General features: G+C 34.4%; 14 protein-coding genes and 1 pseudogene. 13 read left to right on the forward strand and 2 right to left on the reverse strand.

The annotated features are described in order from the left end of the window. Window positions 1-120: 120 nt before the first annotated feature. From DES36_RS11925 to DES36_RS15080, 6 genes are all read left to right on the forward strand, one after another. On the forward strand, window positions 121-471 hold the full coding sequence (locus DES36_RS11925) for a thioredoxin family protein (RefSeq protein ID WP_113921436.1): 351 nt from the start codon (window positions 121-123) through the stop codon (window positions 469-471). 146 nt (window positions 472-617) lie between these two features. Next, complete coding sequence (locus DES36_RS11930) at window positions 618-941, forward strand: ArsR/SmtB family transcription factor (RefSeq protein WP_113921437.1); 324 nt, start codon at window positions 618-620, stop codon at window positions 939-941. Window positions 942-1019: 78 nt separating this feature from the next. Beyond that, window positions 1020-2078: an ACR3 family arsenite efflux transporter gene (gene arsB / locus DES36_RS11935; protein WP_113921438.1), complete on the forward strand. Its 1059-nt coding sequence runs from the start codon at window positions 1020-1022 to the stop codon at window positions 2076-2078. Between the two features lie 319 nt (window positions 2079-2397). After that, window positions 2398-2790: an arsenate reductase ArsC gene (locus DES36_RS11940; protein WP_113921439.1), complete on the forward strand. Its 393-nt coding sequence runs from the start codon at window positions 2398-2400 to the stop codon at window positions 2788-2790. 695 nt (window positions 2791-3485) lie between these two features. Beyond that, a complete protein-coding gene (locus DES36_RS11945; protein WP_113921440.1) occupies window positions 3486-3776 on the forward strand; it encodes a DUF2325 domain-containing protein in 291 nt (96 codons plus the stop codon). A gap of 1 nt (window position 3777) precedes the next feature. Then, on the forward strand, window positions 3778-3930 hold the full coding sequence (locus tag DES36_RS15080; protein WP_207657462.1) for a hypothetical protein: 153 nt from the start codon (window positions 3778-3780) through the stop codon (window positions 3928-3930). A gap of 76 nt (window positions 3931-4006) precedes the next feature. Here the strand turns inward: DES36_RS15080 and DES36_RS11950 are convergent, their stop codons facing one another. Beyond that, the gene (locus tag DES36_RS11950) at window positions 4007-4930 is read right to left on the reverse strand and encodes a DUF2935 domain-containing protein (protein ID WP_113921441.1); all 924 of its coding nucleotides are present in this window, start codon (window positions 4928-4930) and stop codon (window positions 4007-4009) included. A gap of 280 nt (window positions 4931-5210) precedes the next feature. Beyond that, complete coding sequence (locus tag DES36_RS11955) at window positions 5211-6137, reverse strand: ketopantoate reductase family protein (protein WP_113921442.1); 927 nt, start codon at window positions 6135-6137, stop codon at window positions 5211-5213. A gap of 252 nt (window positions 6138-6389) precedes the next feature. Between DES36_RS11955 and DES36_RS11960 the strand changes: the two genes are divergently transcribed. The 7 genes and pseudogenes from DES36_RS11960 (at window position 6390) to DES36_RS11995 (ending at window position 14392) form a co-directional block, all read left to right on the forward strand. Then, window positions 6390-7067 (forward strand): hypothetical protein, encoded by a 678-nt coding sequence (locus tag DES36_RS11960; protein ID WP_113921443.1) that lies wholly within the window; start codon window positions 6390-6392, stop codon window positions 7065-7067. Window positions 7068-7208: 141 nt separating this feature from the next. Next, on the forward strand, window positions 7209-7868 hold the full coding sequence (locus tag DES36_RS11965; protein WP_170128287.1) for a vitamin B12 dependent-methionine synthase activation domain-containing protein: 660 nt from the start codon (window positions 7209-7211) through the stop codon (window positions 7866-7868). A 465-nt stretch (window positions 7869-8333) separates the two neighbouring features. Beyond that, window positions 8334-9131, forward strand: a complete 798-nt coding sequence (locus DES36_RS11970; RefSeq protein ID WP_170128288.1) for a MerR family transcriptional regulator — start codon at window positions 8334-8336, stop codon at window positions 9129-9131. A 444-nt stretch (window positions 9132-9575) separates the two neighbouring features. Continuing rightward, window positions 9576-11030 (forward strand): annotated as a pseudogene (gene mttB, locus DES36_RS15190) ([trimethylamine--corrinoid protein] Co-methyltransferase). 365 nt (window positions 11031-11395) lie between these two features. Continuing rightward, the gene (locus DES36_RS11985) at window positions 11396-12031 is read left to right on the forward strand and encodes a corrinoid protein (RefSeq protein ID WP_113921448.1); all 636 of its coding nucleotides are present in this window, start codon (window positions 11396-11398) and stop codon (window positions 12029-12031) included. A 72-nt stretch (window positions 12032-12103) separates the two neighbouring features. After that, window positions 12104-12898 carry a methyltetrahydrofolate cobalamin methyltransferase gene (locus tag DES36_RS11990; RefSeq protein ID WP_113921449.1) on the forward strand — a complete coding sequence of 265 codons (795 nt, stop codon included), beginning with the start codon at window positions 12104-12106 and terminating at the stop codon, window positions 12896-12898. 258 nt (window positions 12899-13156) lie between these two features. Further along, complete coding sequence (locus DES36_RS11995; protein WP_113921450.1) at window positions 13157-14392, forward strand: ammonium transporter; 1236 nt, start codon at window positions 13157-13159, stop codon at window positions 14390-14392. Window positions 14393-14406: the final 14 nt, after the last annotated feature.

Raw genomic sequence — 14406 nt, forward strand, 5'->3', positions numbered from 1 at the left:
CAATTATAACAAATCTGGTGTTTTCATGCTATTTTTATACCTGTAAACCCGGAATTCCAATACTTGTATTCAATTATTTATGTGCGAAGTTTGAGTTATTAAATAAGGGAGAGATTAATGATGGCATTATTTAATTTTGGAAAGAAAAAGGAAAAAGATTCAAATTGCTGTGGAGGTAACTGTGATGCCGAAAGCATAGCAAAAGCTAAGAGTACAAAGATAGAAGGTGCTTTCGTAAAGGTACTTGGAACTGGTTGTACAAAATGCAACCAACTTGAGAAAGCAACAAAAGAGGCTCTCCAGCAACTTGGCATGGACACAACAATTGATCATATAACCGATTTTTCTCAAATAGCATCATATGGTGTGATGACAACCCCTGCTCTAGTTATTGATGGAAAGGTTGTCTCATATGGCAAGGTTCTTAAAACTGAAGAAGTTGTGGGTATATTAAAAAAAGCAAGAGAGTAGGAGAAATGAAAGCGTAAGGGACAATTAACAGTCTCTAATATATGGGCTATATGGATGAATATAAAAACATATTGACATTTATCGATATGGCTCATATAATAAACATATCGATAAATCTCGATATGTTTTGAGATGGGAGTAAAGCAATGGTAGATTATAAAGAATATACAGTAGTGTTTAAGGCATTATCTGATGAGACTCGCTTAAAGATCGTTGAGATGTTGTCTTGCAATGAAATGTGTGCTTGCGATATTTTAGATTATTTTCAAATAAGTCAGTCTACACTTTCATATCATATGAAAATCTTAACAGAGTGTAATCTTATATGTAGCAGAAAGGATGGATCTTGGGTAAAGTATTCACTTAATGACCAAGTAGCAAAAAAGATAAAAATATTCTGGGAGGATTTAACTAGTGGGAAAGATGACTGCATTTGCAATGAAGTAATAAATAAGAATAAGTGCAAATGACAAAGGAGTAAGAAATATAAGTATATGCGTATCTACTCATTTAATCATAAATATAAAACAATATAAGGAGTGTTCATTATGAGTAATGAAAAAACAGAAGGTATTGATTTTTTTGAAAAATACCTTACAGTATGGGTTCTTTTGTGTATGGCAGCGGGGATTCTTATAGGAAAATTTTTACCAGGAGTACCTGCATTTCTTGAAAAAATACAATATGCACAGCAAAATATTCCTATTGCAATATTAATTTGGATTATGATTTACCCTATGATGTTAAAAGTTGATTTTCAATCAATTAAGAACGTAGGAAAAAATCCTTTGGGTGTTATCATATCCAGTGGAACCAGTTGGTTGATTAAACCTTTTCTCATGTTCGGATTAGCTACACTATTTTTTACCGTAGTTTTTAAAGCTTTTATTCCTGCAAATCTGGCCCAAGATTATATAACAGGCGCAGTACTATTAGGTGCAGCTCCTTGTACCGCCATGGTATTTGTATGGAGTAAGCTAACAAAAGGGGATCCTGCACATACTCTAGTACAGGTTTCCGTCAACGATATACTAATTATCTTCCTTTTTGTACCAATCGTTTCGTTTTTACTTGGAGTAAATAATGTTACCCTTCCATGGGATACACTTATCTTTTCTATCGTATTATTCGTAGTTGTACCCCTTGTTGCTGGGGTCTTTACGCGAATGTACGTGATAAAGAATAAGGGAGAAGACTACTTTAATGAAAAGTTTGTTACTAAATTTGATGGAGTCACAACGGTTGGATTACTTTTAACTTTGGTAATCATCTTTTCCTTCCAAGGAGATGTTATTCTTGAGAATCCATTCCATGTTTTGTTAATTGCAGTACCATTAATACTTCAAAATGTTATTACGGCATTATTTGCATATTTTATGTGTAAATGGGCGAAACAACCACATAATATTGCAGCTCCAGCGGCCTTGATTGGAGCATCTGATTTTTTCGAACTATCTGTTGCAGTGGCAATTACACTCTTTGGAGCAGACTCACCAGTAGTACTAGTAACCACTGTAGGAGTGCTTACAGAGGTACCAGTAATGTTAGCCCTTGTTAAATTTGTTAACAAGACGAGACACTGGTTTCCTGAAGGTAGCAATAATTGAATATCAAAAAATTAATTACGAAGCGTATCAATTGAAAGAAGAGTTGAATCGAGCTGGGAACTATAGTAAGGCGTGGGTAATCAATTCACCTTTGTATCAAACAGGAACGACAAGTAAAATGTTAAAGGCAAAAGCTAGCAAAGAAATAAGAATGGATTAATAAAATCTATTCTCATGCTAATAGCAATATTGCAGTTATACCTTGGAGCGCGAAAGAAATTAAAGGTGGAGAATTAAATCAGTTGCTTTTATAATAAAAGGGTAAAAGGTTGATGTTAATGAGCTTCAACTTTTTATAATAGCACAGAGGAGGAAGAATATGAAAAAGGTTGCTTTTATATGTGTACATAATTCCTGTCGTTCACAAATTGCAGAAGCTCTGGGAAAGCATTTAGCTAGTGATGTTTTTGAAAGCTACTCTGCTGGGACAGAACTCAAGCCACAAATCAATCAAGATGCCGTTCGATTGATGAAGAAAATATACGATATCGACATGGAAAAGACTCAATACTCCAAATTAATCGATGAGCTACCCCCAATAGATATTGTCGTAACTATGGGTTGTAATGTAGTATGTCCTTATTTATCTAGTGAGGAAAAAGAGGATTGGGGTTTTGATGATCCTACGGGAAAAAGCGATGAAGAGTTTATAGTTATCATCAATAAAATAGAAAAAAAAATCAAAGAGCTTGCTGAAAGGTTGAGGGATTAATACAAGCAATACCTTGATTTTTAGATAATAATAGTGCTCTAGAAGTAGCACATATAACGATTGTTAAAATAAGAAAGCAATTCAAGTACGTAAAACTTGGATTCTTTTTTATGTAGTGCAGAAGTTCTTATTTTAATGCAATCAATCACAAAATACAAAGTTGGAAAATTTGCTAGGAGAACCTTAATAATATATCAAAGTAAATATTATCATAAGTGATAATAGATTAATGTATATATATTAAGCATTTATTGCCAGCCCTTTAGAATATCTATGATATCCTCTAGTAAATAATCCCTAATGTCTTCAGTAATTGTAATTACATTTTATTGTCTTTATCTAAAGTTGCAAAATAAATATCTCTAATATCCCGTATTTTATATCAATAATATGAAAAATATCGTTTGTTCGTAATAGTGTAGAAAACTTAGGAGGATTATCCATGAGATTAGAAATAAAGTTTCTACTAACCATAATCTTTATTGTATTAGTATGCGTAAGTTTGTATTTTCTATATAGAAAGAAGATGATTTGATTTGTGTTTGTCATAAAGTAGTTTTTTCTATCCGTAGTAGGGTATTTAAACGATTAAGTGGTTTTGATTTACCTCTTGACAGTGAGTTCAATTCCGAGTAAAATAGTAGTAAGTAAATGATAACGATTATCAAAATCAAATATGAGAAAGGAGTTTTTAAATGAGTATAGTATTAGTTGGTGGTCATGATCGGTTGCATAGTGAGTACAAGGGAGTTGGTTCTCAAAGAGGGCACAAATTAAAGATTTATACTCAAATGCCAACAAAATTTAACAAAGCAATTGGTCATCCAGATGCCATTGTATTATTCACCAGCACAGTTTCGCATAAAATGGTTGGCGTGGCAGTAAAGGAAGCAAAGAAAAAGGGGATACCCATAGTGCGATGTCATAATAGTAGCCTGGGATCTTTAGAAAAGTCTTTATTAGAATTAGAATCTACATCAAAATAGAATGATGATTAAAATCTTGAAATTAAGCCATGAAGAAACAAGCAAAAGAATAATACATATTAAAAATGAATATGAATATCGTGAATATCGGGACGGTGACTTTTTACTCGATTTTCTAGGAGATAGAAGTTACCGTCCCGATATGATTTTATAAGCAAGTGAAATAATAAAAAACTGTTTGCTTCGAAGGGAATCGTTCGATTAGTGCGATGGTCCCTTGCTTTTGAATATCAATATCTTTCAAACTCTTTTAATAATCGAATAAAGTGGTTTGATTCACGTAATACATGGTCACCTAATAATGGTATGATAATGGATCTAATGTTACATCCCAACAAACCCTCCGTAGCTTGAGTATTAAAATCACGAATTCTTAAGGTAGATTCAAGGCTTTTATCTGTAACCTCAGAAATAGGTAGAGTTTGATCCATAGCTTGCTTTGCTTCTTCTGTCAATTGATCAAATTCATCTCCAAAATCATCTGCGATTTCAAACAGAGCCTCTTCTGTTGGATCAAGAAGTCCACGAATGAACTTTGAATGCTCCGCCATAATTCTATTCCAGAAGGCTTCTTGTTCATAAGCTTGTTTTTCAATATCAACTTGTTCTCTTCTTTGAAATCTTTGAATCATGCTTAAATAAAGCCTTGCTTCCCTGCGTATATGGTCGATGAGAAGTGGGTAATTAACTGTAAACATATTACAGGATAGCACACTTGATAAAACGATGGATTTAAACTGTATTAGACTAGAAACCAAACGGATAGCCCTTTCATTAATCATATGTGTTCTTTGTACAAGTGCTGGATTGACAGAGGTTAAATCTCCACCTACTAGATTATATTCCGCTCTCGTAAGATTTGTTTGTATCTGAACTGCTGTTAAATCAGATGAAGCGATTTCCGCATTTAATGTATAAGGCGTAACCACTTCACCAGATTGAATAATCGTGGGACTAACAACACCATTGGATAAATATATGACATCTGCTAATAATCGATCAAATTCTAAACGAAATTGATCTGCTCGAGTTGTAAAGCTATAATCCCTAGGCGTAAAACCAACTTCTAAAAAAAATGAATGTTCTTTCATAATCCGAATGAAAAATAGATGTGTTCCTAATGATTGTTTCACAAATTGTAAATCGGATAACATTAATATAACCCTCCTTAGTGATACTATTGCATCACACTACATTTTATGAAACATAATATAGGATGTTCACATATATAATTAATTCTAGTTTTTAACCTTATGAGGCACTATCTTATTTTATAGAAAACAAATTAAAAAAAGCAAGAACTGAATTTTTATTATTATATATCATAATTTTACCTAAACTTGATTGTTATAAGTTAGGGTATTATGGTAATATAACATTAAATCTTTTGTTTTTTAGGAGATTGAACTTATCGTCCCGATATGTCTTTCGTTTTTAATCTATTACTGTTTGGTTTGCAATGGCTTTTTCTTTTGCTTTAATCAGTTGATACAATATATCATTTACAGGTGTTGGGAGTTTGTGCTTTTTACCTAGCCTACTTACAACTCCTGCAAACATTTCTACTTCTGTCTTCCTCTTTCCGCGCATATCCTGTAGCATTGAAGTCATACCATCTGGATTTAAAGCATCTAAAATAGGATACCATCGCATTAAGTCTTCTTCCGTAAGGTTTGCACCTTCTAATTTGGACAGTGCGATTACTTCTTTCATGGCTTCATCCATAAGCTCTCTGATCTCATCTATCTTCTGGCACTTGCCATAAGGAGCATCTAATACGGCGGAGACTTGATTGACTCCTACATTAATCATAAACTTCCACCAAATTTCCTTCATAATATCATCTGCAATTTCGTAGACAATTTGAGTACGATTAAAGAATTCAGAAAGAGCCATTACTTTTTTATCATTAGGTATAAGTGAATTAAAGACGATTTTTCCTTTATTTGCAGTAATTTTTCTACCTTCTTTGACTGCAGAAATTTCTACAATAAACGAGTAAAGGAGCCTCTCCATACCATATACGGCACCAATTTCATTTTCCGTATCTATGCCATTCATTAATGAGATAATTATGGTATTCTCTCCCATAAAAGGTTTCATGAGTTCAATTGCCTTTTTTAAGTGATGATATTTTACTGAAAGAATAATGAGATCCAAAGTTCGTGGGGCTTCAGGGCTAAGACCAGTAAAATCATAATCCTTTCCATTTACTACAATCCACCCTTGATCTTGATATCTTTTTATTCTCTCTTGCTCCCCTAAAATATACACACCCTGAGGATTGTAATCGTAGATTTGGGCTGCAAGCAAGCCTCCAATGGCTCCCATTCCTAAAATCCCGACTTTATTTATTTTCATGATTATCCCCCAATCTTTGTTATCGTACTTAATCTTCCATTAATAATGTTTATATTACCATAATATTCTAATGCCAATCAATGACAATTATGTAAGATATCGAGGATATCATTATAAAAATACTTGACTTTAAGCAAATCTTAAATACAAAGATAAAACAACAAACTAAGTCCATCTATTAAAAGTGGTGTTTTGTGTTTAATAATCTGGGAATAGAATGAATAGTAATCTATTATAAAAGGAGGTCTTAATATGAAGAAAATCATTTGGTACATTATTGTATTAGCTTTGACTTTTACTCTTGTAGCTTGCACAACACAAGAAATCTCTGTAAATGATAAAGAGGATACCCAAAATCAACAGGAACAAAAGGATCAAAATGATATTAATAAAGATAATAAAGAACAACCCTCACAAGATTTGGATTTACAAATTGAAGAATTTATTGAAATCGAAGGAATGAAAGAAAAAATCACTTTAAATTTATATGACAAAGGTATCGTACCCTTTAGAACTTATATACCCTTCGATTTCACAACAGAGGAAGTCAGCAGCGGTGAAGGAGATGCTTATTGGTTTTACGCAAATTATGGAAACAAGAAAATTGATGATGTCTACTTAAAATTATACTTTTTTTCAGAAATTTCAGAAGAAGAGCCAAATCTAGATGATAACGACAATACCTTTTCTCTCATGTTGGACGGTATGGAAACAGTTAACACAAAAGAAAAACGCTATGATTGGTCCATTAAAGAGTTTAAAAGTCCTGAAGAACCAACGTACGCAATGTTAGGAAAACATCAGGATCAGTACTTTGTGATGATTCTAAATTACCCTGTGGAATACGCTGAAGGCTTCGCTCCAAGAGTAAATAAGATTCTAGAACATTTTTATTGGACAGATACACAAGAATATTTATCTCCAAAGTAAGTCTTTAACAAGTTGGTATTATATATAGCTCATATTAAGCCCTTAGCTGCAAAAATTTAATAAATTAACACATACACACATATACATTAATAGAAAAATAAGGGAAGTGATAAATTTATGACTATACTAAGTAGAGAGATAATGAAGATACCAATAGAAGACATCCATGGTATAGAAGAGTTAGTGTGTCGTATAATGAACTTTGATTTACTCAATGCCTCTTCCAAACTTAGAGACGCCTATGAAAAGACTAAGGATGTAGCGTATCATAATTTTACGATGAATGCTGTGTGCGAATCTCATGAAATTGATGAGATAGAAAATGATATTATCAGATTAAAAAACAGAGAGCTTTTAAAATCTAAGCTTTTAGCAGATATATTTCACCATTCGACTGCACTTTCTTTTTTAGTTATTACTCTATACGGCTATGATGAAGTTGATGCCAAGGAGAATGATATGCTAATGAGTATGTTTTTAGATAGTTGGGGTACAGCCTTTATGGAGTGTGGTCAATCATGGGTACTAAAGAAAATAGCTAAAAGATTGAAAAAGCAGAACCTCTATACAACACACGCATTTAGTCCAGGCCAAGGTGAAATTCCCATGGAAATGCAAATACCTATATTTAAAATACTTAAACCAGCAGATATTGGAGTATCTCTCAATGAACACTACATGATGCATCCTAAGAAATCCATATCAGGTATAGTTGGAATTCAAACAGAGAAGGACGAAAATTCGATAAGACCTTGTGATATATGTGAACGAAGAGAAACATGTGCAAATGCCTATGCATAATCAACAATTAAGACGGATTACTCAGATATGCCTATAAAGGACATAAGCCCAAGGGCATACCAGGACGGTAATTTTTTCTCCTAGGAAATGGAGTGAAAATTACCGTCTTTAGATTTTCTCATACCTATACAACCTTCCTATGCGTATTATTAGTTCTATATTACCCTTTAAGTATCTTAATAAACAATTTCAATTCTATATGATTCATATGACTTTTGCAATTTTATTACACTATATACAAACCCATTTCAAACTATATGAAAATATACTTTTTTGTTTTTATAATACGATATGGAATATACGACAACAAATGATATTTAATGCAGTAAATTCAAGTATAATTATGAAAAAATACTATAATTTAACATGTTGTAGCAACACAGAGCTATGGACGCTGTAACATATTTTCTTTTTCCAACTCATAAACATAATACATCTAATATGGTTGCCAAAGGAGGAAATAAAATGGAATACAGTACAGACAAATGCTTTACTATTCAGCAAGTTGAAAAAATTTTGGGGATTCCAAGGACAAAAATCAGACATTACCTCAATAAGGACCTTATCATTGTTGAAAAGAATGAACAGAGCGGCTATTATTCTTATTCTTTTAGCGATTTGATTCGTTTAGCCCAAATTGTGTATTACCGTGAGATTCTCGATTTATCCGTAGACACAGTTGAAAAATTACTTCAAACAACTAATATTGAAATTATTGAGGACATATTAACTTGTCAAGCTAAGAAGGCAAAGAAAAGTATTAAAAAGAAGGAGGATCAACTAAATTACCTGGAATTTAATCAACAAATGATCAATCACGTGCACAAATTTCGGAACAAAATATCCTTAGTTCCTTTCGAAACCTTTTATGTATTTCCTTATTCCTGCTACTTCGATACTAATCTATCCGTATATCCTGTACTATATGGAGCAGCAGAATTTAGCTTTGATGGAGAAAATATTAAAAGGGAAAAACGCTGCTGTATTGTGTTTGAAAAAGATCTAAAGTACTTAAATGACGATTCGGTTTATGAGGTCTGTACCAATGAAAATGCATTCAATAGAGATTTGAGCGTATATACTGTGAGTTTGACAGAAAAGGATATTGACGATCCTTCCCTATTACTACCAATGATTCAGTGGTCAGCAAAACACCGCTTTCGTGTCAATAACCCTATTTATTTGGTACACTTTTTCCCGTTTTATAAGGGCGAACACTCTTATAAATATGTAGAGGCGTATTTACCAATTGATGTTCTCTAACGAAATAAAACAAAATACATAATACATTGTAATCCATGCTAATTGCTCAGTTAACACCTATTATTTGGTAGAAAGCTGCTAAAGCATGGATTTTTGTTGTAAAGTAATAATCCAACCAATGGTTTACAGACATTTAACCCCTATTGAGCAATTATGAGAAACCTACTTAATGGTTTTTGTCATGTTTTGTCATTTTAAAATACTCTTATTTTTTCAAAAATCGCTTGACTTGGTTGTTACAACTTAGTTTACACTAAACTCAACAACAGATTATTGGCTTAAAAATTTGAAATATTTTATTAGGAGGGGATAGATATAAAAGTAGGAGTATCATTTTATAAAAACCTTATGTTTAAAACATAAGGATGTCCCGTATAAAAAGAGGGACTTAAGTAAAAGAGTGTATTAATTTTAGGAAAGAGAGGTTAGTGATCAATGACTAAAATGAATCAACGAGCATCTTATACGCAAAAAGAAGGTTTTAGTGTTGATATGTTTACGACAGAAGAATTGCAACAAATTCATTTAGCAACACTACGGGTCTTGTTCCAAACAGGTGTAAAAGTTTATAACGAAGAAGCCCTTAATGTATTCTCAGATAATGGATGTTTTGTAGATCGCTCCGAAAGGATGGTGCGCATTCCCGAGTATATCGTTGAAGATGCCATAAAATCTGCACCTAGTTCTGTATTAATGGCAGGTCGTGATCCGAAACACGATATCGTCTTGGAGAGCAATCGTGTAGCTTGGACAAATTTTGGTGCTGGCGTTAAATTATACGATGTATTTTCTGGTGTCTTGAGAACTACGACGACAAAAGACGTAGGGGAAACAGCAAGAGTTGTAGATTATTTAGATAATGTAGATGTCTATTCTCAAGCAGTTGTAGCTAGAGATACTCCTAAGGAAACAGGCGACCTATTAGCAGCAGAAGCATTTTTGACCAATACATCTAAGCATTGCCATCATATCGACCTCGTATCAGGTGCAAATGCAAGAAGATACATTGAAATGGGTGCAGCCATAGCTGGTGGGATGGATGAACTTAGAAAAAGACCCATTGTATCTGCCTTAATATGTCCTACAAGTCCTCTACAGATTTCTGAAGAAGGCTGTGACATTATTATGGAGTTTGCCAGAGCTGGTGTGCCAGTAAATATACTTTCTATGGCTTTGGCAGGAGGAACATCTCCTATTACCATTGACGGTACTCTAGTCGTACATAATGCAGAAGTACTTAGCGGAATTGTCTTAGCACAATTAGTTAACAAGGGAGCACCAGTAATATATGGTAGCTCTACATCCATTTTTGACATGCAATATGCAACTGCACCAGTTGGGTCGCCAGAACTTGGTATGATTAGCGCAGGCGTTGCAAACTTAGCTCAATTTTACAATCTGCCTAGTTATACGGCTGGTGGATAGGCTGACAGTAAAGTAGTAGATTGTCAATCAGGTTGTGAAAAAACGATCACCGCTTTATTGCCAGCAATGGCAGGTGTCAACTTGATTTATGGATTAGGAATGTTAGATTTAGGGATGACATTCAGTTACGAACAATTAATAATTGACAATGAGATTGCCGGAATGGTCAATCGAGTTCTTAAGGGTGTAAGGGTTACTGATGACTCTTTAGCAGTAGATATAATCAATAAAGTAGGTCCTGCAGGCTCTTTCCTAGGTGAAAAACATACTGTCAAGTATATGAAGACAGATCAATCTAGAGCAAAGATCTTTGACAGAAATATGAGAAGTTCTTGGGAAGCAAATGGTAGTGTTTCGATTAATGATAAGGTTAAAAAAATCGCTCAAGAAATCATTAATGAACACCAACCAATGCCTATCGACAAAGATGTATTAGATCAATTTAAAGTGATTATCGCCAGCGCAGAAAAATAATTAAAATTAGGCACTCTTAAATCCCCTAAAATTTATTGATGCCTTGACTTTAGCTAAAACTCGCTCATGTAAACTAGGATTTGATCCTTTGTGATTCCGCCGGTTTCATGTAGGTGCATGGAACTTGCAGTAATTAAAAGTTTTAAAGAAAGGTTTACTATGAACGACTTTAGCAAGGTAGATTTCAAGGAGTTTAATGCCTAAACCATCCCCCTTCGGTGTAGGTGCATCGAAGGCAAAGTGAAGGGTTTGTAACTCCAAAATATGCGCAGATGTCATGAATGTATATCCTTCCTCGTCTAAAGAGGAGAGTTGATCTATAGACGAGGAATCCTTTGAGAATAAAGAATACAGGAGGTTATCCTATGTCAGTTTTAGAATATATTAAAAACAGTGTAATAGCTGGGGACGATGAACAAGTTTTAAAAGATGTAAAAATGGCCATAGATATGAAGGAAGAACCCTTATCAATAATCAATGATGGTCTAATAGCAGGAATGAACGTAGTAGGTGCACGCTTTAAGGTAGGCGATATGTTTGTGCCCGAGGTATTAATGGCTGCTCAGACAATGGCGGCTGGCGTAGAATTAGTAAAACCTTTAATTGCCGCTGGAGATATGCCAAATAAAGGAACAATTATTTTAGGTACAGTAAAAGGTGATCTTCACGATATCGGTAAACAATTAGTAGCCATCATGTTTGATAGTAATGGTTATAATGTAGTCGATGTAGGCTTTGACGTACCTACAGAAAAGTTTGTGGAAGCTGTTAAAGAACATAATGCCGAGTTAGTGGGAATGTCTGCTCTTCTTACTACTACCATGCTAGAAATGAAGACTGTTATCGATGCATTAGAAGCCGCAGGACTCCGAGACTCTGTTAAGGTTCTCATCGGTGGAGCACCTGTAACCGCAGAGTTTGGTGAAGAAATTGGTGCAGATGGCTATGCTCCAGATGCAGGTTCGGCTACAGAATTGGCAGATACTCTGTTAGGTATCTAATAAACTTTTTATCTTCAATTTCTGCTAAAGAATTGAAGAGGATTTTTACAAATACCTTCAGGAGGTAATCTTGTGATAATTATTGGTGAATTAATCAATTCGAGTAGAAAAAATATTAAGTTAGCAGTAGAAAACAAAGATGTAGCTTATATACAGGAAATTGCTAAAAAACAAGAGGCTGCTGGTGCAAATTATATCGATGTCAATGCCGGTACTCGTGTACACGATGAAATTGAAGTACTGTCTTGGTTGGTAAAAATCGTTCAAGAAGTGGTAAGTGTACCCCTTTGTATTGATAGCCCTAATCCTTTAGCCATTGATGCGGCTTTAAAACTTCACAAAGGTCAGGCACTGGTCAATTCCATAACCGCTGAAAAAGATCGTTACGATCAATTGCTCCCTATCATTCTAGACAACAATGCGTGTATTGTCGCCTTGTGTATGGATGAAACGGGAATGCCAGAAACAGCACAACAGAGAATCGATGTTGCCAACCGATTGGCAGATGGGCTTCTAGGTGCTGGTATAAAACCGGAAGATATTTTCTTTGATCCATTAGTTAAGCCTTTAAGTGTTGATGTGAATTTTGGAAATGAAGTATTAGATACCATCGAAACTTTGAGAAAGCAGTATCCGGATATTAATATCACTTCTGGATTAAGTAATATATCCTTTGGTTTACCAAATAGATCTGATATTAATCAAGCTTTTCTCGTTATGTGTATGACAAAAGGCATGAATTCAGCGATTATCGACCCACTAGATGAGCGCATGATGTCCCTACTTGTAAGCGCAGAAACGGCCTTAGGTAAAGATAAATTTTGCATGAAATACCTTAAATATCAAAGAGCAAAAACAAATAAGTAAAACACAAGTATTCTGTCTATATATGCCCTCATATCAAAACTGTGTCAACTCCAGTTTGGTGCAGTTTTGATCCCCTAAATTTTTTAGTATATAAAAAATTATCATGGAGGGTGAATCGGAGTGATTATGCGGACTCTAAATCCGTACAGCCGGGTGCAACTCCCGGACTCTTCGCCATTTTTATTAAATTGTAGTCCCTTGAATAATCTAACAATCAAATTATTATGTAATATAAAAATCATTGAAAGAGGTAGAAATATGAATTCTGGAGATATTGCTTTTATAATATTTTGTGCAATTGCAGTATTCTTTATGACACCTGGCGTATCAATGCTATATGGAGGAATGGTAGATAAAAATAATACAGTAAATGTTATTACATCAACCTTTGTTTGTTGTGGTTTAGGTATCTTATTATGGTTTACCCTTGGGTACACTCTCAGCTTTGGTCCTGATCTCGGCGGATTAGGAATCATTGGAAATTTTGATTACGCCTTTTTCAGAGGGCTTTCGATTTCAGAAGCTGGTCCCTATTCAAGTAGTATACCGAGTGCACTCTTTGCATTACTTCAAACTATGACCGCTGTTATTACACCTGCTATTATTGTTGGCTCTGTTGTGGGTCGAATGAAATTTAAACCAATGGTTATTTTTGTAATAGCATGGATGTTTTTAGTGTTTTTCCCACTTGTTCATATGGTTTGGGCAGACGGTGGTTTAATGGTTAAGTTAAACGTCGTAGACTATGGTGGTGGTACTGCGGTACATATGAGTTCTGGAATATCAGGATTGGTAGCATGCATCATGCTAGGGAAAAGAGAAAACTTAGGTAAAAAGGCAATCACACCTCATAATTTACCTCTATACTATATCGGCGGAAGCATCGTTTATGCCGGATGGTTTGCCTTTAATGGTGGCACTGCCTTAGGTGCAAATGGCACTGCAATACATGCAATCATAAATACTGCCCTATCTTCTTCTGTTGGCATTCTAACATGGCTAATGATAGAGGCTATTGTAAATAAAAAGGTCAGCCTTTCTGGCATAATGATAGGAGCAATTGTTGGATTAGTCGGCATTACCCCAGGGGCAGGATACGTACCTTTTTGGTCTGCACCGATTATCGGGTTCTTTGTCACAATTATTTGCTATTTTTCTATGACTTCCATAAAAACAAAATTTGGATATGACGATGCATTAGATGTCTTTGGATGTCATGGTGTTGGTGGATTATTAGGTATGTTATTTGTAGGCATTTTCGCTGATCCTTCTGTTAACTCTGCCCTAGCGATGAAAGGTCTTTTCTTTGGAGAGTATCAACTTTTAATAAATCAAATATTAGCCATTTTTATTACTATTATGATTTCCGTAATAATGACATTTGTTATTATGTCATTATTACGGAAGATAACGGTTATACGAGCTTCCTCACAGGAAGAAAAACAAGGTCTAGATATATCAGAACATGGTGAGGTTGCTTATAATAACGAGTAACATCAATGTCAATC

Origin of the sequence: Alkalibaculum bacchi (assembly GCF_003317055.1) — a bacterium.
Classification (GTDB): Bacteria; Bacillota; Clostridia; order Eubacteriales; family Alkalibacteraceae; genus Alkalibaculum; species Alkalibaculum bacchi.